The sequence below is a fragment of the Nocardioides mesophilus genome (genome assembly GCF_014395785.1).
Taxonomy (GTDB): domain Bacteria; phylum Actinomycetota; class Actinomycetes; order Propionibacteriales; family Nocardioidaceae; genus Nocardioides_B; species Nocardioides_B mesophilus.
This window is the reverse complement of the sequence record NZ_CP060713.1, coordinates 3,559,189-3,581,229: the sequence shown is the minus strand read 5'-3', so window position 1 is coordinate 3,581,229 and position 22,041 is coordinate 3,559,189. Positions and strand designations below refer to the sequence as shown.

Annotated in this window: 19 protein-coding genes and 1 pseudogene; 4 read left to right on the top strand and 16 right to left on the bottom strand. The window is 72.2% G+C overall.

From position 1 onward, the window contains the following. Positions 1-3: 3 nt before the first annotated feature. Together H9L09_RS17200 and H9L09_RS17195 are read left to right on the top strand one after the other, a co-directional pair. On the top strand, positions 4-2,154 hold the full coding sequence (locus tag H9L09_RS17200) for a PTS fructose transporter subunit IIABC (protein ID WP_187578051.1): 2,151 nt from the start codon (positions 4-6) through the stop codon (positions 2,152-2,154). 50 nt (positions 2,155-2,204) lie between these two features. Beyond that, positions 2,205-2,462 carry an HPr family phosphocarrier protein gene (locus H9L09_RS17195; protein ID WP_187578050.1) on the top strand — a complete coding sequence of 86 codons (258 nt, stop codon included), beginning with the start codon at positions 2,205-2,207 and terminating at the stop codon, positions 2,460-2,462. A gap of 330 nt (positions 2,463-2,792) precedes the next feature. Here the strand turns inward: H9L09_RS17195 and H9L09_RS17190 are convergent, their stop codons facing one another. From H9L09_RS17190 to rimP, 8 genes and pseudogenes are all read right to left on the bottom strand, one after another. Beyond that, on the bottom strand, positions 2,793-3,809 hold the full coding sequence (locus tag H9L09_RS17190; RefSeq protein WP_223164103.1) for a hypothetical protein: 1,017 nt from the start codon (positions 3,807-3,809) through the stop codon (positions 2,793-2,795). Then, the gene (locus tag H9L09_RS17185) at positions 3,806-4,765 is read right to left on the bottom strand and encodes a bifunctional riboflavin kinase/FAD synthetase (RefSeq protein WP_246456084.1); all 960 of its coding nucleotides are present in this window, start codon (positions 4,763-4,765) and stop codon (positions 3,806-3,808) included. Before H9L09_RS17185 ends, H9L09_RS17190 begins: the two co-directional genes overlap by 4 nt. Before the next feature lie 38 nt (positions 4,766-4,803). After that, positions 4,804-5,685: a tRNA pseudouridine(55) synthase TruB gene (gene truB / locus H9L09_RS17180; protein WP_187578049.1), complete on the bottom strand. Its 882-nt coding sequence runs from the start codon at positions 5,683-5,685 to the stop codon at positions 4,804-4,806. Further along, the gene (gene rbfA / locus H9L09_RS17175) at positions 5,682-6,143 is read right to left on the bottom strand and encodes a 30S ribosome-binding factor RbfA (protein WP_187578048.1); all 462 of its coding nucleotides are present in this window, start codon (positions 6,141-6,143) and stop codon (positions 5,682-5,684) included. Before rbfA ends, truB begins: the two co-directional genes overlap by 4 nt. 217 nt (positions 6,144-6,360) lie before the next feature. Beyond that, positions 6,361-9,279, bottom strand: coding sequence for a translation initiation factor IF-2 (gene infB, locus H9L09_RS17170; protein ID WP_187578047.1), 2,919 nt, complete (start codon positions 9,277-9,279; stop codon positions 6,361-6,363). A gap of 132 nt (positions 9,280-9,411) precedes the next feature. Next, a complete protein-coding gene (locus H9L09_RS17165; protein WP_187578046.1) occupies positions 9,412-9,708 on the bottom strand; it encodes a YlxR family protein in 297 nt (98 codons plus the stop codon). 80 nt (positions 9,709-9,788) lie between these two features. After that, positions 9,789-10,804, bottom strand: a pseudogene (gene nusA, locus H9L09_RS17160) (transcription termination factor NusA). Between the two features lie 5 nt (positions 10,805-10,809). Next, positions 10,810-11,277 (bottom strand): ribosome maturation factor RimP, encoded by a 468-nt coding sequence (gene rimP / locus H9L09_RS17155; protein WP_187578045.1) that lies wholly within the window; start codon positions 11,275-11,277, stop codon positions 10,810-10,812. Between the two features lie 207 nt (positions 11,278-11,484). Here rimP and H9L09_RS17150 point away from each other — a divergent pair, with 207 nt between their 5' ends. Together H9L09_RS17150 and H9L09_RS17145 are read left to right on the top strand one after the other, a co-directional pair. Continuing rightward, on the top strand, positions 11,485-12,147 hold the full coding sequence (locus tag H9L09_RS17150; protein ID WP_187578044.1) for a hypothetical protein: 663 nt from the start codon (positions 11,485-11,487) through the stop codon (positions 12,145-12,147). Then, positions 12,144-12,569: a ferritin-like domain-containing protein gene (locus H9L09_RS17145; RefSeq protein WP_187578043.1), complete on the top strand. Its 426-nt coding sequence runs from the start codon at positions 12,144-12,146 to the stop codon at positions 12,567-12,569. The genes H9L09_RS17150 and H9L09_RS17145 overlap by 4 nt, the downstream gene beginning before the upstream one ends. A gap of 80 nt (positions 12,570-12,649) precedes the next feature. Here the strand turns inward: H9L09_RS17145 and H9L09_RS17140 are convergent, their stop codons facing one another. From H9L09_RS17140 to dxr, 8 genes are all read right to left on the bottom strand, one after another. Further along, positions 12,650-13,579: a zinc metalloprotease gene (locus H9L09_RS17140; RefSeq protein WP_187578042.1), complete on the bottom strand. Its 930-nt coding sequence runs from the start codon at positions 13,577-13,579 to the stop codon at positions 12,650-12,652. A gap of 207 nt (positions 13,580-13,786) precedes the next feature. Next, entirely contained in the window at positions 13,787-14,761 is a 975-nt protein-coding gene (locus H9L09_RS17135; protein ID WP_187578041.1) for a zinc metalloprotease, read from the bottom strand. 166 nt (positions 14,762-14,927) lie between these two features. After that, positions 14,928-15,644 carry an HAD family hydrolase gene (locus tag H9L09_RS17130; protein ID WP_187578040.1) on the bottom strand — a complete coding sequence of 239 codons (717 nt, stop codon included), beginning with the start codon at positions 15,642-15,644 and terminating at the stop codon, positions 14,928-14,930. Beyond that, the gene (locus H9L09_RS17125; RefSeq protein ID WP_187578039.1) at positions 15,637-17,400 is read right to left on the bottom strand and encodes a proline--tRNA ligase; all 1,764 of its coding nucleotides are present in this window, start codon (positions 17,398-17,400) and stop codon (positions 15,637-15,639) included. The genes H9L09_RS17130 and H9L09_RS17125 overlap by 8 nt, the downstream gene beginning before the upstream one ends. 67 nt (positions 17,401-17,467) lie before the next feature. Next, a complete protein-coding gene (locus tag H9L09_RS17120; RefSeq protein WP_246456083.1) occupies positions 17,468-18,313 on the bottom strand; it encodes a GNAT family N-acetyltransferase in 846 nt (281 codons plus the stop codon). A gap of 39 nt (positions 18,314-18,352) precedes the next feature. Then, on the bottom strand, positions 18,353-19,513 hold the full coding sequence (gene ispG, locus H9L09_RS17115) for a flavodoxin-dependent (E)-4-hydroxy-3-methylbut-2-enyl-diphosphate synthase (protein ID WP_187578038.1): 1,161 nt from the start codon (positions 19,511-19,513) through the stop codon (positions 18,353-18,355). Positions 19,514-19,583: 70 nt separating this feature from the next. Continuing rightward, a complete protein-coding gene (locus H9L09_RS17110; protein ID WP_187578037.1) occupies positions 19,584-20,906 on the bottom strand; it encodes a M50 family metallopeptidase in 1,323 nt (440 codons plus the stop codon). Positions 20,907-20,928: 22 nt separating this feature from the next. Next, entirely contained in the window at positions 20,929-22,035 is a 1,107-nt protein-coding gene (gene dxr / locus H9L09_RS17105) for a 1-deoxy-D-xylulose-5-phosphate reductoisomerase (protein WP_187578036.1), read from the bottom strand. Positions 22,036-22,041 lie beyond the last annotated feature (6 nt).

The following is a 22,041-nucleotide window of genomic DNA, read 5'->3' as shown; positions in this document are numbered from 1 at the left end:
CCGATGTCCGATCCGATGATCACCACTGAGCTGGTCCGTCTCGACGTCAGCCTGGGAGCTGACAAGCACGACGTCATCCGCGGCCTTGCGGCCGTCGCCGCGGCCGCCGGGCGCACCGGCAACGTCGAAGGCCTGGCGGCCGACGCCCTGGCCCGTGAGGCCACCTCGTCGACCGGCCTCCCCGGCGGGATCGCGATCCCGCACTGCCGCACCGAGCACGTCGACGTACCCACGCTCGTGTTCGCGCGGCTCTCCCCGCCCACCGACTTCGGCGCCAAGGACGGGCCGGCCGACCTGGCCTTCCTGATCGCGGCCCCGGCCGGCGGCGACGCCACCCACCTGCAGGTGCTGACCCAGCTCGCCCGAGCGCTGGTCAAGCCCGACTTCACCAACGGCCTGCGGGCCGCGGCCACCCCGGCCGACGTGGTGGCGCTGATCGACAGCACGGTCGCGCTGCCGACCGGCGCGCCGGCCGCTCCGCCGGCTGCGGCCGCTCCCCCGGCTGCGGGTGCCGCGGGTGGCGCGACCGCCACCGGCGGCGATGCGCCGGCGACCGGCGTACCGGCTGGCACCACCACAGCCCCGGCGGCACGACGCAGCATCGTCGCCGTGACCGCGTGCCCGACCGGCATCGCGCACACGTACATGGCTGCGGAGTCGCTCGAGGCGGCCGCCGTCCGGGCCGGCGTCGACATGCACGTCGAGACCCAGGGATCCGCCGGCTCCACGCCGCTGCCGCCCGAGACGATCGCGGGCGCCGCGGCGGCGATCTTCGCCGCCGACGTCGGGGTGCGCGACCGGTCCCGGTTCGCCGGCAAGCCGGTCGTCGCCTCCGGGGTCAAGCGCGCCATCGACGACGCCGACGAGATGATCGCCGAGGCACTGCGGTACGCTGACGACCCGAGCGCCCCGCGCGTGGAGGGCGCCGGCGAGGGCCGTGGCAGCACCGAGCACCGGATCGCCACCGGGGACGAGCCCTGGGGGCTGCGGATCCGCCGGGTGCTGATGACCGGGGTCTCGTACATGATCCCGTTCGTCGCCGCCGGCGGTCTGCTGATCGCGCTGTCGTTCCTCTTCGCCGGCTACGAGATCACCACCCCGGCCGCGGACATCGTCACGAACAACACGATCTTCGACCTCCCCGACCTCAAGGCCAACGGTCTCGAGCACGCGCTGTTCGACTCGCCGTTCCTGGCCTACATCGGCGCGCTGTTCTTCATGCTCGGCGCGACGGCGTTCAAGTTCCTGGTGCCGGCACTGGCCGGCTACATTGCCTACGCCATCGCCGACCGCCCCGGGATCGCACCGGGCTTCGTGATGGGTGCCATCGCGGTCGACCTCGGCGCCTTCGGCGTCCCGCAGACCGGCTTCCTCGGCGGCATCATCGGCGGCGTGCTCGCCGGCGTGATCGCGCTCTGGATCGCCCGCTGGAAGGTCGCGTCCTGGATGCGCGGTCTGATGCCGGTCCTGATCATCCCGCTGCTCACCACGCTGCTCGCGGGACTGGTGATGGTGGTCGTCCTCGGCAAGCCGCTCGGTGCGCTGATGGACGCGCTCAACAGCGGCCTGACCAACATGGCCGAGAGCGGCGCCGGCATCGTGCTGGGCGTCGTGCTCGGGCTGATGATGGCCTTCGACATGGGTGGGCCGCTCAACAAGACCGCCTACCTGTTCGCGACCACGGGCCTCGCCGCGGCAGCGACCGCCACCGGGGACGCCCCGCAGCTGCAGATCATGGCCGCGGTGATGCTCGCCGGCATGGTGCCGCCGCTGGCGCTGGCGCTGGCGACCGCCGTACGCCCCCAGCTGTTCACCGAGCCGGAGCGCGAGAACGGCAAGGCGGCGTGGCTGCTGGGCGCCTCGTTCATCACCGAGGGCGCGATCCCGTTCGCGGCGGCCGACCCGCTGCGCGTCATCCCCTCGATCATGCTCGGCAGCGCGATCACCGGCGGGCTCTCGATGGCGGCGCACGTGACCCTGCGTGCTCCGCACGGCGGCATCTTCGTGCTGTTCGCCGTCGGCCACGTCCTCTGGTTCCTGGTGGCGCTGGTCATCGGCGTCGTCGTGGCCGCGGCCTCGGTGATCGCGCTCAAGCAGTTCACCGAGAGCAAGGAAGAGATCGAGGAGCTCGACGAGCTCGCCGCACCGGTCTGAGCCCCCTCCCCACAACTGTCCGCAAGCTCACCCATCTAAAAGGAGATTCCATGCCCAGCAAGACCGTGACCGTCGGCTCCGCAGTCGGCCTGCACGCCCGCCCCGCAGCACTGATCGCGGAGGAGGCCGGCAAGCTCGGCTCGTCGGTGACCCTGGCGACGACCGGTGGCGACCCGGTCGACGCGGCCTCGGCCCTGATGATCATGACCCTCGGCGCCAAGCAGGGCGACAGCGTCGAGGTGAGCGGGGAGGACCAGCAGGCGGTCGACACCATCGCCACCCTGGTCGAGAAGGACCTCGACGCCTGACCCCACCGCCACCGCCACCCCCACCGCCGAGTCGGCGCATCTGCACCTCAACAACCGGCCGAGTCGGCGCATCTGCACCTCATAAGCCCGCCGAGTCGGCGCAACTGCACCTCAACAACCGGCCGAGTCGGCGCATCTGCACCTCATAAGGCCGCCGAGTCGGCGCAACTGCACCCGTCAGGGATGCGGTTGCGCCGACTCGGCAGGATCGGGACCTGCAGATGCGCCGACTCGGCAGGTCCGGCACCTGCAGATGCGCCGACTCGGCAGGTCCGGCACCTGCAGATGCGCCGACTCGGCAGGTCCGGGACCTGCAGATGCGCCGACTCGTCAGGGGGACCGGCGCCGGACCGCGGTGTAGACGGCGCGGACGCCGACCGCCCGGTCGAGCTCGCGCCTGACCTCGACGAAGAACTGGTCCCGGTAGGACTCGTCGGTGACCGCGTAGACGGTGAAGTACAGCCCCGAGAACGCGGCGAGGAACACCGAGACCTGCACGAGCTCGACGGTCAGGTGCGGCAGCCAGGACACGCCGGTGGTCGAATCCTGGATCCACGCCTCCTGCACCACCTCGTCCATGACGAGCGCCCCGAAGAGCAGGAAGAACCCGAAGACCAGCAGGCTGAGCAGCAGCACCTGCACCGCCTGCGCGATCACCAGCACCAGCAGCAGGTTGGCCCGCTCGAAGCCGGCGACGCGGGTCAGGGCGTGCAGCTCGGCCGGGTCAGTCTGCGCGACGACCTCCTCGACGCGACCCTCCAGCGGCGTGTGCCGGCACGCCTCCACCAGCTCGTCGCGACCGAGGTCGTGGATCCCGTCGAGCTCCTCGGGCAGACGCACCAGCAGGAACACCGCCGCGACCAGCGCGAAGAGCATCACCGTGATCCAGAGCAGGCCGCCGTCGAGGGTGGCGGAGACCTGCCACACCTCCGCGTTGATGAACAGGAAGGTGACGAAGATCAGCAGCAGCGGCAGCGCCCGGGTCGCCAGCGGCAGCAGCTGGCGCAGGCTGCCCAGGGTGCGCGCGACCGCCCAGGTGGCGATCGGGCGCGCGCGCAGCGCGGTGAGCCCGTAGACCAGCGCGGCGACGCCGAGCAGCAGCATCACCGTGGCCGGGGCGAGCGAGGCGTCGCCTGAGACGAACGCCGAGGGCACCCCGGCAGCGAGGCCGACGAGGACGAGCAGCACCAGGAGCACCTTGGTCCGCCGCGAGCGCAGCGCCGCGCGTGCCGCCTCCCGCTCCTCCGGCACGAAGTACGGCATCCCGTGCCGCACCAGCCAGGCGGAGGTGGCGGCGACCGTCTCCCGGTCCGAACCGGGAGCGTGCTCGCGCTCCCCGGTCCTCACCGGGGCTGCTCCACGAGCCGTGCGCGGGTACGCCGGACGTCGTCGGCCATCTGCTCGACCAGCTGCTCGACGGAGTCGAAGCGCAGCATCCCCCGGATCCGGGACACGAACGCGACCTCGACCTCGACGCCGTAGAGGTCGAGGTCGTCGCCCGCCGCCTCGGGCAGCACGTAGGACTCGACCCGGCGCTCCCGCTCGCCGGCGAAGGTGGGGTTCGTGCCGACGCTGATCGCGGCCGGCATCTGCTCGCCGGTGTCCAGGCGCAGCAGCCGTCCCGCGTAGACGCCGTCGGCCGGGGCGCACTGCATCCCGGAGGTGGGCACGTTGGCGGTCGGGTAGCCCAGCTCGCGGCCGCGCTTGTCGCCGACCACCACGACGCCGCGGACCGTGAACGGCCGCCCCAGCGCCTCCGCGGCCCCCTCCACGTCGCCGGTGGACAGGCAGTTGCGGACATAGGTCGAGGACCACACCTGCGGGCCGCCGTCCAGGGCGATCCCCTCGGCGACGAAGTCGAGCTCGGCGCCCAGCTCGCGCAGCGTGGCCACGTCTCCGGCCGCCCGGTTGCCGAACCGGAAGTTGGCTCCGACCACGACGGCCCGGGCGTGCAGCGCGTCGACGAGGACGTCGCGGACGAATCGCTCCGGGCTCCAGCCGGCCACCTCGCGGGAGAACGGGAGCACCAGCACCCCGTCGACGCCGGACTCGACGAGCAGGTCGACCCGGGTGTCCACGGTGGTCAGCGTCGGCGGCGCGTGCTCGGGCCGCAGCACCGCGATCGGGTGCGGCTCGAAGATGACCGCGACGACGCCGTCCGCGCCGAGCTCCCGGGCCAGCTCGCCGGCCCGCGCGATCACGTGCTGGTGACCGAGGTGCACACCGTCGAAGTTGCCGACCGTGACGACGGTCCGGCCGAGGTCGGCGGGTACGTCGTCGAGCGAGCGCCACACGTCATTCACGGCGGCAAGCCTGCCACACGCGCCGCGCCACGGAACGCTCAGGAGACGAAGACCGCGACCGCGACCGCGCTCTCGCCCTGCTGGCGGTAGAGCGCCAGGAAGGTGCCGTCGGGGTCGAACACGGCGACCGGTCCCTCGGCTCCGAGGTCGATGGCGAGGGCACGACCGAACCCGACGGCGCGGGCGTCGTCGGCGCCGAGGTCCACCGACGGGAAGCAGCGGCGCGCCGCGGCGGACAGGTCGAGCACCTCGAAGGTCTCGGCGAGCTGCTCGAGGCTGCGTGCCTCATCGAGCCTGAACGGCCCCACCGCCGTACGGCGCAGCGCCGTCAGGTGGCCACCGACGCCGAGGGCGGCGCCGAGGTCGCGCGCGATGGCGCGGATGTAGGTGCCGCTGCTGCAGCGCACGCTGAGGTCGACGTCGACCCAGGGGCCGTCGCGGCGCACGTCGGTGACCAGCAGCTCGTGGACGGTGACCGAGCGGGCGGGGAGGTTGACGTCCTCGCCATCGCGCACCCGCGCGTAGGCCCGCTTCCCGTCCACCTTGATCGCCGAGACCGCGGAGGGGACCTGCTCCAGCGCACCCACGAAGCGGCCGGCGGCGGAGCGCACGTCGTCCTCGGTGAGCAGCGCGGTGGAGAGCGGCTCGCCGAGCTGCCCCTCGGCGTCGTCGGTGCTCGAGCCGGCGCCGAGCCGGACCGTCGCGTCGTAGGCCTTCTCGGTCAGCATGAGGTGCCCGAGCAGCCGGGTCGCCCGCTCCACCCCGAGCAGCAGGACCCCGGTGGCCATCGGGTCCAGCGTGCCGGCGTGCCCGACCTTGCGGGTGCCGGCCAGCCGGCGGACCCGGCCGACGACGTCGTGCGAGGTCAGCCCGGCAGGCTTGTCGACGACCACCAGGCCGGAGCCGGCGGCAGCGCTCATGCCCGGAGGTCGTCGTCGAGCGAGTCGTCGAGCGGGTCGGGCTCGTGGGGCTTGCGGTACGGGTCGGACTCGCCGGCGTAGGTCTTGCCCGCCGCGGCCGCGGCGACCGCGGCATCGGACTCGCGGGCCCGGGCGAGCAGCTCGTCGAGGTGCCGGGCGTTCTCGGGCAGCGCGTCGTGGATGAACTCCAGCGACGGGGTGTGCCGCATGCCGAGCTGCTTGCCGACCTCGCTGCGGATCAGCCCCTTGGCGGACTCGAGGGCCACGGCCGAGGCCGCGACCTCGTCCTCCTCGCCGAAGACGGTGTAGAAGATCGAGGCGTTCTGGGTGTCGCCGGTGACGCGGACGTCGGTGACGGTCACGAACCCGAGTCGCGGATCCTTGATCCGCCGCTCGAGCATCTCCGCGACGATCACCTGGATCCGGTCCGCAACCTTGCGGACCCGTGGGCTGGCCATGTCAGTCCCTGCCTTCTTCTTGGTTCCGGTTGCTGCTGCAGTCGTTCGGTCCCCCGGTGCGACGGCCTGACGCGAGGTCAGGTGGCCCGCCGTCGTGCCCGGCCGGTAGGACCGGGCACGTCGGCGGGACGGAAGCCGCCGGGCCGCCGGGCCGGGCACGTGCGGGACTGGATCGCCCCGCTGCCCTGCCCGGCCGGCCCGGCCGGCGCACCGTCGATCAGGCGCGCGGGATCTCGCGCATCTCGAAGCACTCCACCACGTCACCCTGCTTGATGTCGTTGTAGCCGCGCAGGGTGAGACCGCACTCGAAGCCCTCGCGGACCTCGGTGACGTCGTCCTTCTCGCGCCGCAGCGACGACAGGTCCAGGTTGTCCGAGGCCACGTTGCCGTCCCGGATGAGACGGGCCTTGGCGTTGCGTCGGATGACCCCGCTGGTGACCATGCAACCGGCGATGTTGCCGATCTTGGAGGAGCGGAAGATCTCACGGATCTCGGCCTGGCCGAGGGTGACCTCTTCGTACTCCGGCTTGAGCATGCCCTTGAGCGCTGCCTCGATCTCCTCGATCGCCTGGTAGATGACCGAGTAGTACCGGATCTCCACGCCCTCCTTGTCGGCCATCTCCGTCGCCTTGCCCTGGGGCCGGACGTTGAAGCCGATGATGATGGCGTCGGAGGCCGCGGCCAGGTCGACGTTGGTCTCGGTGATCGCACCGACACCGCGGTCGATGACCCGCAGGTTGACCTCGTCGCCGACGTCGATCTTGGCCAGCGAGTCCTCGAGAGCCTCGACCGAGCCGGACACGTCGCCCTTCAGGATCAGGTTGAGCTCCTGGCTCTTGCCCTTCTCCATGGAGGCCATGAAGTCCTCGAGCGTCCGACGCACGCGACGCTTGGCCTGCATGGCCGCCCGCTCACGCGACTCGCGCTTCTCGGCGATCTGTCGGGCCATCCGGTCGTCGTCGACCACGATGAAGTTCTGACCGGCGCCGGGGACGGCGGTCAGTCCGAGCACCATGGCCGGACGCGACGGGTCGGCCGCCTCGATGTTCTCGCCGTACTCGTCGAGCATCGCGCGGACCCGGCCGTACGCCGGTCCGGCGACGATCGAGTCGCCGACCCGGAGCGTGCCGCGCTGCACGAGCACGGTGGCCACCGGGCCGCGGCCACGGTCGAGGTGCGCCTCGACCACGAGGCCCTGGGCGTCCTGGTCGGGGTTGGCCCGCAGGTCCAGGGACGCGTCGGCGGTCAGCACGATCGCCTCGAGCAGCCCGTCGAGGTTGAGCTCGGCCTTCGCGGAGACGTCGACGAACATCGTGTCGCCGCCGTACTCCTCGGGGACCAGGCCGTACTCGCTGAGCTGGCCACGCACCTTCTGCGGGTCAGCGGCCTCCACGTCGATCTTGTTCACCGCGACCACGATCGGCACGCCGGCGGCCTTGGCGTGGTTGAGCGCCTCGACCGTCTGCGGCATCACGCCGTCATCGGCGGCCACGACCAGCACCGCGATGTCGGTGGCCTGCGCACCACGAGCACGCATGGCGGTGAACGCCTCGTGACCCGGGGTGTCGATGAAGGTGATCCTGCGCTCGTCACCGTCGACCTCGGTGGCCACCTGGTAGGCACCGATGTGCTGGGTGATCCCACCGGCCTCCTTGGCGACCACGTTGGCCTGGCGGAGCGCGTCGAGGAGCTTGGTCTTTCCGTGGTCGACGTGACCCATGACGGTCACGACCGGCGGACGGGCGACGAGGTCGCCCTCGTCACCCACGTCGGACCCGAACTCGAGGTCGAAGGACTCGAGCAGCTCGCGGTCCTCGTCCTCGGGGGAGACGACCTGGACGACGTAGTTCAGCTCGTCACCGAGCAGCTCGAACGTCTCGTCGTTGACCGACTCGGTCGCGGTCACCATCTCGCCGAGCGAGAACAGCATCTGCACCAGCGCTGCGGGGTCGACGCCGATGCGCTCGGCGAAGTCGGTCAGCGAGGCGCCGCGGGGAAGCTTGACGGTCTCGCCGTCACCCTTGCGGACGCGCACGCCACCGATGGTCGGCGCCTGCATCTGCTCGAACTCTTGACGACGCGCGCGCTTCGACTTGCGACCACGACGCGACGGACCGCCGGGGCGACCGAACGCACCCTGGGTCGTGCCGCGCTGGCCGGGACGACCGCCGCCACCGGGGCGACCGCCGCCGGGACCGCCGCCGAAGCCGGGACGAGCGCCGCCGGCACCGGGAGCACCGCCGCGGGCGGGAGCGCCCGGACGACCGGGTGCGCCACCGCGACCGGCACCCGTACCACCGGGCCCACCACGGCCGGGGCCGGGACGACCGCCGGGTCCGCCACCGAAGGCGGCCGGGGACTTCGGCATCATCGCCGGGTTGGGACGCGGCATGCCCGGACGGCCACCGGGAGCACCACCGGGGCTGGGACGGCCACCGGGGGCACCGTCACGACCGGCGGGCGGGCGCGGGGGCCGGTCGCCGGGACCGGCGTCGGGCGTCGCGCTGGGACCCGGACGACCCGGGGCGGGGCGTCGGCCCATGCCCTGGGTGGAGGAGAACGGGTTGTTGCCCGGACGCGGGGCGCCGGGGCGAGCGCCCGGACGGGGCGCCGGGGTCGGTGCCTTCGGCGTAGGCGCGCCGGGGGCGGCCGAGGCGGCGGGCGCCGCGGGTGCGGACGGCTCGCTCACCTCGGTCGGCTCCACGGGAGCGGCGGGCGCGGCCGGGGCCACGCTCTCCTGGCTCGTCGCGGGGACCGGCTCCTCGGCGGACGGCTGCTGGGGCCCCGGTCGCGGACCGGGACGCGGCCCGGCCTTGGCGGCCGGAGCGGCGGCGGCGTCAACACTCGGCGCGCTCGCGGCGGGAGCAGCGGCCGGAGCCGCCTGCTCGGCAGGAGCGGACGTCGGTGCAGGCGCTGCCGGCCCGGGGACCGGTGCCTTGCGGGCGGGTGCTTTCTTGGCAGCACCCTGGGACGACAGGTCGGCACCGAACTGCTCGGTGAACCGCTTGACGACGGGGGGTTCGACGGTGGAGGACGCCGACTTGACGAACTCTCCCATCTCCTTGAGCTTGGCCAGGACGACCTTGCTCTCGACTCCGAGCTCTTTGGCGAGCTCGTGGACTCGGACCTTAGCCACGCTTCTCCTTCTGGTCCGAGCCCCGGGATGGGGCGCGCGGACCGTTAGCTGGTGTGCATGCTCATCGGAAAGTACTCATCGAGTGCTCATGAGCTGATGCTCCAATTTCTTGTCGGTCGTGCACGGGGTGTGTCACGGCTGTGCTTCTGGGCGGTTCTGCGGACCGAGCCGGGCGAGGTACCTCTCCAGCGGATCGCTGGCGAGCGGCCCCGGGACCCTGAGGGCCCGGGCGAAAGCTCGGCGGCGAAGCGCAAGGGCGAGACACTCGGGCGTGGGGTGCAGGTGCGCTCCCCTGCCCGGACGACGTCGCGCGGGGTCCGGGACGACCATCAGGCCGGATCCCTCGTCCACGGCGACGACTCTCAGCAACTCGTGCCTGGCGGCCCGCTGGCGACAACCCAGACAGGTGCGGACGGATTCGTGTGGCATACGTCTACATCGCCTGGAGGTCGGGACGGCTGACCACCATCGACCAGTCTACCCGTTCCGGCGTCCGTGTCCGAACCGACTCAGGCCGGGCCGTTGCCGGAGCGCAGCGGAGGCGCCACCGGCGGCTCCGCGGGGGCCTCGTCGGAGCGGATGTCGATGCGCCAGCCGGTGAGCCGGGCGGCCAGCCGGGCGTTCTGCCCCTCCTTGCCGATGGCCAGCGAGAGCTGGTAGTCGGGCACGATCACGCGCGCGGAGCGGGCCGCGGCGTCGACCACCTCGACGCTGCTCACCCGGGCCGGGGAGAGCGCGTGCGCGACCATCTCGGCCGGGTCCTCCGCCCAGTCGACGATGTCGATCTTCTCGCCGTGCAGCTCGCTCATGACGGCGCGGACCCGCTGCCCCATCGGCCCGATGCACGAGCCCTTGGCGTTGACGCCCGGGACCGTGGTGCGGACCGCGAGCTTGGTGCGGTGCCCGGCCTCGCGCGCGATCGCGCAGATCTCCACGGTGCCGTCGGCGATCTCGGGCACCTCGAGGGCGAACAGCTTCTTGACCAGGTTGGGGTGGGAGCGCGAGAGCGTCACCTGCGGCCCGCGCATGCCCTTGCGGACGCTGATCACCAGGGCCTTGAGCCGGCCGCCGTGCTCGTAGGTCTCCCCCGGCACGCGCTCGGCCACCGGCAGCGACGCCTCGAGCTTGCCGAGGTCGACCAGGACGTCCTGCGGGTCGCGACCCTGCTGGATGACGCCCGAGACGATGTCGCCCTCCTTGCCGGAGAACTCGCCGAAGCGCAGCTCGTCCTCGGCGTCGCGCAGGCGCTGCAGGATGATCTGCTTCGCCGTGGTGGCCGCGATCCGTCCGAAGCCGGCCGGGGTGTCGTCGTACTCCCCGACCACCTCGCCCTCCTCGTCGGTCTCCGCGGCGAACACGGTGACGTGGCCGCTCTTGCGGTCCAGGACCACGCGCGCCTTGTCCTGGGCCCGGGCGACTTGTGGTACGCCGTCAGCAAGGCCTGCTCGATGGCCTCCACGAGGATGTCGAAGGAGATCTCCTTCTCGCGCTCGAGTGCGCGCAGCACCGTCATGTCGATGTCCATGCGACTCAGCTCTCCTTGCGGTTCAGCTCGACCTGGACCCGGGCCTTCGCCACGTCGCCGTAGGCGAGTGTCTGCTCGGTGCCGTCCACGTCGAGGGTGGTGGTGTCGTCGTCGCTGCGCAGGATGCGCCCGGTGACGCTCTGGCCGTCGTGGTCGGTGACCTTGACCAGTCGTCCCTGGTTGCGCCGCCAGTGCCGCGGCAGGGTCAGCGGCCGGTCGGTGCCCGGGGAGGTGACCTCGAGAAGGTACGGCTGCTGGCCCATCACGTCGGACTCGTCGAGCAACCGGGAGACCTCCACGGTCGCCTCGGCGATGTCGTCGAGCGTGACGCCGCCGTCCTGGTCCACCGCCACGCGCAGCACTCGGCGCCGGCCGGCGTTGCTCAGCTCGATGGCCTCCACGTCGAGGCCGAAGTCGGCCATCGGCGCCTCGAGCACCTTCGCAAGGCGGTCCCGGGTCTGCTCGATACTCACGGGCTTCCTCCTCGCTGTGCTGTTGTGGGCGGCCCAACCCTAGCCCACGACGGGGGTCCCGACCGACCACCGGAGCGTCGGTACGGCGGCTGTCGGCACGCTCTACCGACCACGGTAGCCGCACTCGGACCACTGCCCGGCCGGCGCGGGACGACCGCGGCCCCGCTCCGCCGCCGGTCGGCCCGTGCTGCCGGATAGAGTCGGCGGGTGCCTGCCCGTCCTGTCCGCCCCGAACGCCTCCTGCTGACCCGGCGCACCGGGCTGCTGGCCGCGGGAGCCGTCGTCGGTGCCGGGGTGGCGGGCTGCTCCCCCTACAACGGCCGGCCGGAACGCCGCGCGGGTCGGCTCAGTCCCCGGCCGACCCCGGAGCCGGGCGCCGACCCGGACGTCGAGCTGGCCGCGGACGTGCTCGCCGTCGAGCAGCGGATGCTGGAGCGGATCGACGCCACCGCAGCGGCCTTCCCGGCGCTGGCGGCACAGCTGGACGCCGTACGCCGCATCCACGCCGCGCACGTGGAGCTGCTGGAGCAGGCCACCCCGCCGGCCGCGAACAGCTCACCCGCGACCGAACCGACGTCCCCGACAGCCCCGACCGCACCGTCGGGGACGTCCTCGCCGTCGTCGCAGCCGCCCTCCCCCGGCTCGTCGCCCGGTTCCCCCGGCCCGGACACCCCGGTGCGGGTCCCGCCGGAGCGCTCCCGCGCCGTCCTGGCCGTGGCCCGGGCGGAGGAGGAGCTGAGCACCGCCGAGAAGCGCGGCGCCTTCGCCGCCGAGAGCGGCGTGTTCGCGCGCGTCCTGGCGAGCATGGCGGCAGCCGCCGCCCAGCAGGCCGTGCTGCTCCACGGCCCCGTCCCGGGCTCCGGCAGATGACCCCCATCCAGGCGCTGCAGCAGGCGCTGGCCGGCGAGCACGCCGCGATCTACGTGTACGGCGTCCTGGGCGGCCGGGTCTCGTCGACCAGCGAGCCGGTCCTCGCCGACGCGCTGCGGGCGGCGTACGCCACGCACCGGGCCCGGCGCGACCAGCTGCTCACGATCATCCGCGACCGCGGCGAGGAGCCGGTGGCCGCGGAGCCGAGCTACGAGGTGCCGACCCCGGCGCGGACCGCGGAGCAGTGCCGGGTGGCCGCGCGGCAGATCGAGGACCGCTGCGCGGAGTCCTACGCGGTCGCGGTCGGCAACACCGCGAGGGCGGACCGGCAGTGGGCGATCGACGCGCTGGAGGACGCCGCGGTGCGCGGGCTGGGCTTCGGCGCCGGTCCAGACGCCTTCCCCGGTGTGCCCGAGCTCTAGGCAGCTCGGCACGGGCGTCCGCACCCCGGACGTGGCGACGCCCCGCCACCGGGATCACCGGGGCGGGGCGTCGGCGGGCGTCAGGAGCGGTAGGCCGTCCACATGTCGGCCATCCGGACCGACTGGCCCGGGCTGAACTCCCAGTAGCAGCTGTCGTAGCTGTAGTCCATGTAGTTGTGGATCGGGTCCAGGCCCGGCTGGTCGACGCAGGAGTCCTGGCCGGCGGGGCAGCCGTTGGTCGCGACCGACTGCGCCGGGGTGTCGCTGATCTCGTCGCCGGGCTCGTTGCAGCCGCCCTGGAAGGTGTGGAAGAGCCCGAACCAGTGACCGGCCTCGTGGGTCGCGGTCTCACCGAGGTTGTAGTTCTTCTCGGTGCCGCCCGGCAGGCTGGAGTACTGCACCCGGATCCCGTCGATCCCGTCCTTCTTGTCGAAGTCCCAGGGGAACGTGGCGACGCCGAGGTAGTTGAAGTCGACGAGCCAGATGTTGAGCGCGTCCGCGCCGCCCTGGCGGGTCGCCTTGCGGTAGGTGCTGCTGCTGCGGTCGTTGTGCCAGGTGTCGTTGTAGAAGCGGTCGAGCCCGGCCAGGGTGAACCGGAAGCCGGTGTCGGCGGCCCCGGAGGACTCACCGCCGGCGAAGGTGTTGTTGAGCACCGCGACCTGCTGGGTGACCTGGGCGTCGGTGACGTCGCCGGTGCCGTCCGCGGCCGCCATGACGTGCACGTAGACCGGCACCGTGATCCCCTGGAGCGGCTTGCCGCCGCCGCCCTTCCTGGCCAGCAGCGCACTGGTGCGGTCGTCGATGGCGCGCTGCTCGGTGGCGCTGACGTCGCGGTGGTCCACCTCGCCGGGGGCGCGGGCGTCGCCCTTGGCCGCCGCACCGGCAGCGGTCTGCGGGGCGCAGACCGGTCCGCGCTCGGAGGTCGGCAGCGCCGCCTCGGCCGGGGCCATCAGGCCGGTGAGCGCGAGCGCGGTGAGGCCGGCGACTGCGGCGCTCCTGAGACGGATCATGCGTTTCCCCTGGGTGTGAGAGCGAGTCCGGCGGAGCGCCGGCTGGGCCGATCGTGTCGGCGCCGAGCGCCACCGTAAAGCACCCTCGCCGGTGTGTCCGGCGACTTGTGCAGAAGCGGCTCCGGCCAGGGGCGATATGCGTAGATCCTCCCCGGAAGCGTGTTCCGGGGAGGATCGACGAGCCGGCCGTGAGCTCCGGGCGGAGGCTCAGGCGCGGTAGGCGGTGTACATCTGCTGCATGCGCACGGTCTGCTGCCCGGTGAACTCGGTGTAGCAGGTGTCGTAGCTGTAGTCCATGTAGTTGTGGATCGGGTCGAGGCCCGGCAGCGAGCAGGAGTCGCGGCCGCTCGGGCAGCCGTTGGTGGAGCTGCTCTGCGCCGGGGTGTCGCTCACCTCGTCGTTCGTGGTCGTGCAGCCGCCCTGGAAGGTGTGGTAGAGCCCCAGCCAGTGGCCGGCCTCGTGGGTCGCGGTCTCCCCCAGGTTGTAGTTGGCGATGCCGCCGCCGGGCACGGAGTCGTAGTGCACCCGGATGCCGTCGATGCCGGGGTTGCGGCTGTAGTCCCAGGGGAAGGTGGCGATGCCGAGGTAGCCGAAGTCGACCAGCCAGATGTTGAGCGCGTCGGCGCCCCCCTGGCGGGTCTGGGAGCGGTAGCTCGAGCTCTGCCGGTCCACGTGCCACTGGTCGTTGTAGAAGCGGTCGGTGCCGGCCAGCGTGAACGTGAACCCGGTGTTCGAGGCGGCGCTGGACTCCTGGCCGCCGTAGGTCTTGTTCAGGACGGCGATCTGGTTGGAGATCTGGGTGCTGCTGACGTTGCCGTTGCCGGCCTTGTCCATCATGACGTGGACGTAGACCGGGATGCTCCCGGCGCTGACGGTGCCGCCACCGCCGGTGCCGCCGCCGCCACCGCCGCCGGGCTTGCCCTTGGCGTTGCCCTTCGCGGCGAGGATGCGGGCGGTGCGGGCCTCGATGGCCGCCTGCTGCTTGGCGGTGATGTCGCGGTGGTCGCGCTCGGCGAAGCCGCCACGGGCGGCCGCGGAGCCGGCGCCGACCGAAGCCGGGTCGAAGCAGCCGGCCGTGCGGTCGGCCACCGGCTCGGAGGCGCCGGCGGGGGCGACCAGCGAGGTGAGGGCGAGCGCGGCGGCGCCGGCGAGGGTGGCGGTGCGCAGACGGAGTCGGGTCATGTGCGGGCACAGTCCAATCTGGGGTCCGAGTCCGGAACATGTGTCCCGGTGGCCCGATCCTGCCTCCGCGACGTCGTCCTGGGAAGACGTGCGCCGGAGAATTTTGTGCGGCTTTGCGCAGATGCCGGATCCTGCAGGTCGGACGATCGGCCCTGGCCGGCGTGGGTCAGCCGGCGCTCCGCCAGCTCGCCACGACGTCGTACACGTGCGCCAGCCGCTCGACGACCGCGTCGGGCTCGCCCTCGGTGTGACCGACCTGCGCCCGCGGGATGTCGCTGTGCGGCACCAGGATGGTGCGCATGCCGACCTGCCCGGCGCCCCAGATGTCGTCGAAGAGCCGGTCACCGACGAACACGCAGCGGCCGGGCCCGCTCACCCCGACCGCGTCCGCGGCGGCCTGGAAGGCCTCGGGTGCCGGCTTGGTCCACGGCACCTCGCTGGTGTAGACGGCGCCGTCCAGCATGTCGAGCACGCCGTCGCGCCGGAAGTAGTCCTCGTGCCAGTCCCGCGGCCAGACGGTGTTGGACAGCACCCCGATCTTCAGCCCGTCCACCTTCAGCCGGCTGAACAGCGGCAGCACGTCCGGGTCGGTGAGCGTGTGCGGCTCCCAGAACTCGCGGTACGACGTGAGCATCCCCTCGTCGTGGACGAGTCCGGCCTCCGCGAAGATGTCGGCGATCGTCGCGCTCACGTGGTGGTCGCGCGAACGCCCCCAGACCGTGTCGGCGGCCAGCCGCAGCGTCTCCGCGGCGGATGCGTCGGACTCCAGGGCTGCGGCCGCGAGGGCCAGGCTCTCCTCGACGAAGTCGACGGTGTGCCAGGGCGTCAGCGTGCCGCCCCAGTCGAAGATGACGGCCTCGATCGGCTCCCCCGGGTCAACCACGCGCTACCTCCCTCAGCCGGTCCGCCGCCGCGTCGACAGCGACGTTCTCCCGCTCCCCGCTCGCCCGGTCCTTGACCTCCACGACCCCGTCGGCGAGGCCCTTGCCGACCACCACGATCGTCGGGACGCCGATCAGCTCGGCGTCCTTGAACTTCACCCCGGGCGACACCTTGGGCCGGTCGTCGTAGAGGACGGTGAGCCCCCGGGCGTGCAGCTCGTCGGCCAGCGTGCGCGCCGCCTCGTAGACGGCCTCGTCCTTGCCGGTCGCCACCAGGTGGACGTCCGCGGGGGCGACCTCGCGGGGCCACACCAGTCCGAGGTCGTCGTGGGTGTTCTCGGCGATCGCCGCGACCGCCCGGGAGACCCCGATGCCGTAGGAGCCCATCGTGACCGTGACGAGCTTGCCGTTCTCGTCGAGCACCCGCAGGTCGAGCGCCTCGGCGTACTTGCGGCCGAGCTGGAAGATGTGGCCCATCTCGATGCCGCGGGCGGACTCCAGGGTCCCCTCGCAGCGCGGGCAGGGGTCGCCGTCGCGGACCTCGGCGGCCTCGATGGTGCCGTCGGGGGTGAAGTCCCGCCCCGCGACCAGGTCGATCACGTGGCTGCCGTCGACGTCGGCGCCGGTCACCCAGCGGGTGCCCTCGACGATCCGGGGGTCCACGAGGTAGCGGATCCCCGACGGGTTCTTCTCCCCCAGCACCCCGGGGCCGATGTAGCCCTTGACCAGGTGAGGGTTGGCCGCGAAGTCCTTCTCGTCGAAGGCCTCCACCTCGATCGGCTCGAGCTGGCCGCCGAGCCGCTTCTCGTCGACCTCGCGGTCACCGGGCAGGCCGATCGCGACCGGCTCGCGGGTGCCGTCGGGGTGCCGGAGCACGACGAGCACGTTCTTCAGGGTGTCGCCGGCGTGCCAGGGGCGGTCCTCGCGGGGGAACTTCTCGTTGAGGTGGTCGACCAGGGTGCCGATGGTGGGCGTCCCCGGCGTGCGCTCGGCGTGCGCGGCCGGCACGTCGTCGTACGCCCGGGGCTGGGGCGCCCGGACCTGCACCGCCTCGACGTTGGCGGCGTAGTCGCAGTTGCTGCAGCGGACGTAGGTGTCCTCGCCGTTGGCGGCGGTGGCGAGGAACTCCTCGGACTTCGAGCCGCCCATCGCTCCGGCGGTCGCCTTCACGATCACGTAGTCGAAGCCGAGCCGGTCGAAGATCTTGACATAGGCCTGACGGTGCGCCGCGTAGGACTTGTCCAGACCCTCGTCGGAGCTGTCGAAGGAGTAGGAGTCCTTCATGATGAACTCGCGGCCGCGCAGCAGGCCGGCCCGGGGGCGCGCCTCGTCGCGGTACTTGGTCTGGATCTGGTAGAGCCAGACCGGAAGGTCCTTGTAGGAGGAGTAGAGGTCCTTCACCACCAGCGTGAAGAGCTCCTCGTGGGTGGGGCCGAGCAGGTAGTCGCCGCCCTTGCGGTCCTTGAGGCGGAAGATGCCGTCGCCGTACTCGGTCCAGCGGCCGCTGGCCTCGTAGGGCTCGCGCGGCAGCAACGCGGGGAACTGGAGCTCCTGGGCGCCCATGGCGTCCATCTCCTCGCGCACGATGCCCTCGATCCGGCGCAGCACCCGCAGCCCGAGCGGCAGCCACGAGTAGATGCCCGGAGCGGCACGGCGGATGTAGCCGGCACGGACGAGCAGCCGGTGGCTCGGCACCTCCGCGTCCACCGGATCGTCGCGGAGCGTGCGCAGGAACAGGCTGGACATCCGCAGGATCATGCGGGCAAGGCTAACCGCCGGTGTCGGCCGGCCGCACACCAGATTCCACCGGGCACCTCGGGGCGGCTCAGAACATGATCGTGCTGAACAGCCCGGTCGTGGTGAAGCCGGCGCGCTCGTAGGCCCGCCAGGCCGCGACGTTGAAGTCGTTGGTGTAGAGCGAGACCACCGGAGCCACCTCGCGCCGGGCGATCTCGGCGACCGCGGCCATCCCGGCGGCGGCGAGCCCCTGCCCGCGCCGGTCGGGTGCGACGTACACGCCCTGGATCTGGCAGGCGTGAGGAGTCGCGGCGGCGATCTCCGCCTTGAACACCACGCGCCCCTCGTCGAGCCGGGCGAACGACCAGCCCTTGGAGATCAGCTGCGCGACGCGGGCGCGGTAGAGGTTGGCCCCGCCGCCCAGCTCCGGGGAGACCCCGACCTCCTCGGTGTACATCGCCACGCAGGCCGGGTAGAGGGCGTCGAGGTCGTCGGAGGTGGTCCGGCGTACGGCGGCGTCGGGCGGGATCGCCGCCGGGCCCTCGATCTGCATGTGGAACTGCCGCGGCCGGTGCTCCCGCGCAGGGCCCCAGACCGGCTCGAGCATCCGCCACATCGCCTCGACGTCCGCGGCGGGGCCGACGATCGTCGCGCAGCGCCGCGATTGCTCGCCGGCGCGCAGCGCGAACGCCTCGACCGCCGCCGGGGTGGCCTCGACCGGGACCAGGTTGGCGGCGGAGTGGCACGCCGAGACCAGCTCGCCGTCCTGGTAGTAGCCCCACACCTCACCGCCGAGCCAGCGGGGGTCCAGCCGGGTCAGCCGGGAGCGGTACTCAGCGAAGACGTTGACGACCGGGTCGCGCGCCGTCAGCTCCAACATCGCGGGGAGGTCGGAGGGGCCGAGCAGCCGTAGGCCGTCGAGGGTCCGGAGCACGCCGCGAGCCTACGCGACCCGGGGCCTGGCCCGGCGCGATCAGCTGACCGAGACCGTGGCCCCACCGCCCTGGCCGTCGACCGGCTCCCCCATCGCCTCGGCGAGCCGCATGGCCTCCTCGATCAGGGTCTCCACGATCTTCGACTCCGGCACGGTCTTGATCACCTCGCCCTTGACGAAGATCTGGCCCTTGCCGTTGCCGGAGGCCACGCCGAGGTCCGCCTCGCGGGCCTCCCCGGGACCGTTCACCACGCAGCCCATGACGGCCACGCGCAGCGGCACCTCGAGGCCCTCGAGCCCCGCGGTCACCTCGTCGGCGAGCTTGTAGACGTCGACCTGGGCGCGCCCGCACGAGGGGCAGGAGACGATCTCGAGCCGGCGCGGGCGCAGGTTCAGCGACTCCAGGATCTGCAGGCCGACCTTGACCTCCTCCACCGGAGGAGCCGAGAGCGAGACCCGGATCGTGTCCCCGATGCCCCGCGACAGCAGCGCGCCGAAGGCGACCGAGGACTTGATCGTGCCCTGGAACGCCGGGCCCGCCTCGGTGACGCCGAGGTGCAGCGGCCAGTCGCCGCGCTCGGCGAGCATCTCGTAGGTCTGCACCATCACCACCGGGTCGTTGTGCTTGACCGAGATCTTGAAGTCGTGGAAGTCGTGCTCCTCGAACAGCGACGCCTCCCACACCGCGGACTCCACGAGGGCCTCCGGGGTCGCCTTGCCGTACTTCTCCAGCAGCCGCGGGTCCAGGGAGCCGGCGTTGACGCCGATCCGGATCGAGGTGCCGCGATCCTTGGCGGCCGCGGCGATCTGCTTGACCTGGTCGTCGAACTTGCGGATGTTGCCGGGGTTCACGCGGACGGCGGCGCAACCGGCGTCGATCGCGGCGTAGACGTACTTCGGCTGGAAGTGGATGTCGGCGATCACCGGGATCTGGGAGTGCTGCGCGATCTCGGCGAGGGCGTCCGCGTCGTCCTGCGACGGGCAGGCGACCCGGACGATGTCGCAACCTGAGGCGGTGAGCTCGGCGATCTGCTGCAGCGTCGTGTTCACGTCCGAGGTCAGCGTGGTGGTCATCGACTGCACCGAGATCGGGGCGTCGCCGCCGACCAGCACCTTGCCGACCTTGATCTGGCGGCTCTTGCGCCGCGGCGCCAGCACCGGAGGCGGTGCGGCTGGCATCCCCAGGTCGATCGAGGTCATCGAGAGCCTTTCCTTCTCTGGCCGCCGACGGCGACCGGTGGGTGCTGGGTGCTGGAGGTCGGGGACGGCACTAGCCGAGCCGGACCGGGGCGACGATGTCGGCGTAGATCAGCACGACGCTCATCACCAGGATGACGCTCGCCATCACGTAGGCCACCGGCAGCAGCTTGGCGGTGTCGAAGTAGCCGGGGTCGGGGCGCCGGAACAACCGGGCGAGGCCGCGGCGGGCGGCCTCGTAGAGCGCCCCGGCGATGTGGCCGCCGTCGAGGGGCAGCAGCGGCACGAAGTTGAACATGCCGACGAACAGGTTGATGCCGCCGAGCAGGGTGAGCAGCCCGAAGAACTTGTTGGCCGCCGGGATGCCGTCCGTCGAGGCCACCTCACCGGCCACCCGGCTGGCGCCGACCACGCTCATCGGGCTGTCCTGCGCCCGCTCCTGGAGACCGAGCGCCGCCCGACCGACTCCCCACAGCTTCACCGGCAGCTGGCCGAGCGCCTTCACCGTCTCCCAGGTGTAGTCGCCCATGGTCGTGATGACGAAGACCGGTCCCTGGCGCTCGAGGACGACCTTCGGCACCACGCCGAGGAACCCCGCCTGCACGATCTTGGCGGGGTCGCCCTCACCCGGGCGGGCGGAGACCGTGGTGTTCGTGGTCGTGGTGACCTGCTGGCCGTCCCGCTCGACGACGATGGTGGCCGCGCCGTTGTCGTTGGCGCGGATCAGCGAGCTGAACTGGTCCCACGAGGTCACCGGGGTGCCGTTGAAGGAGACCACCTGGTCCCCCTGCCGCAGCCCCGCCTTCTTCGCGGGGGCCACCGGGTCCTGGTCGGTGCAGGCGCGCTGGGCCTGGCTGACGTTCTGCGGGGTCGCCGCGATGACGCAGTCGGAGACGGTGTCGATCGTGGTGGTCGTCTGCTGCGCGCCGTGGATCATGAAGACCGCGCCGAAGAGCAGGAAGGCCAGCACCAGGTTCACCGTCGGGCCGCCGGCCATCACGATGACCTTCTTCCACCACGGCAGCTTGTAGAACAGCCGGTCGTGGTCGCCGTCCTCGACGAGCTCGTACTCCGAGGCGCGGGCGTCGGAGATCAGCTGGGTGAACATCCCGGTGTTGGACTTGCGCAGCCGGCCGGTGTCGGCCTGGCCCGGCTCGGGCGGCAGCATCCCGACGAGCTTGACGTAGCCGCCCAGCGGGATCGCCTTGACGCCGTACTCGGTCTCGCCGCGCCGCGTCGACCACACCGTCCTGCCGAAGCCGACGAAGTACTGCGTCACCTTCACGCCGAACTTCTTGGCCGGCACCAGGTGGCCGATCTCGTGCAGACCGATGGAGGCGGCCACACCGAGCACGAACAGCAGCACGCCGAGCGTGTAGGCGAGCACCGTCAGCATGTCTCAGCTTTCCTTCGTTCCCTCATCGGAGTGCGCCGGCCTCGGAGCGGGCCCAGGCGTCGGCCTCGAGGACGTCGTCGACGGTCAGGTCCGTCAGGTTCGAGGGTACGTCGTCGCGCTCGGCGGCACGAAGCAGAACCCGCTCGACCGTCGGCACGATGTCGGTGAACCGGATCTCACCGTCGAGGAACGCCTGGACGCACACCTCGTTGGCGCCGTTGTAGACCGCGGGGGCCGTGCCGCCGGCCTCGCCCGCCCGACGGGCCAGCCGGACCGCCGGGAAGGCCTCGTCGTCGAGCGGGAAGAACTGCCAGGTCTCCGGCCGGCTCCAGTCCATCCCGGGCGCCGCGTCCGGGAGCCGCTCCGGCCAGCCCAGCCCCAGCGCGATCGGCAGCATCATGGAGGGCGGCGACGCCTGCGCCATCGTCGAGCCGTCGTGGAACTCCACCATCGAGTGCACCACCGAGGTCGGGTGCACCACGACGTCGATCCGCTCGAAGGGGATGTCGAAGAGCAGGTGTGCCTCGATCACCTCCAGCCCCTTGTTGACCAGGGTGGCGGAGTTGACGGTGACCAACGGGCCCATCGCCCAGGTGGGGTGGGCCAGCGCCTGCTGCGGCGTCACGTCGTGCAGCTCGTCGCGGCTGCGGCCCCGGAACGGCCCGCCGCTGGCGGTCAGCACGAGCCGGCGTACCTCGTCGCGACGACCGGCGCGCAGGCACTGGGCCAGCGCGCTGTGCTCGGAGTCGACGGGAACGATCTGCCCGGGCTTCGCGCGGGAGAGCACCACCAGCCCGCCGATGATCAGCGACTCCTTGTTCGCCAGCGCCAGCGTGTTGCCGGCCTCCAGGGCCGCCATCGTCGGTCGCAGCCCGACCGCGCCGCTGATGCCGTTGAGCACCACGTCGCACTCCAGGGCGGCGGCCGCGCACGAGGCCTCCTCGCCGAGCTCGGCGAAGCGCGGCGCGAACTCCTGCACCTGACGCCCGAACGCGTCGGGATCCGAGCCGCCCGCGGTGAGCCCGACGACGCGGAACCGGTCGGGGTGCGCGCGGACCAGCTCCAGCGCCTGGGTCCCGATGGACCCCGTGGAGCCGAGGATGACGACGTCTCGTCGAGGCACAGACATGCCTCC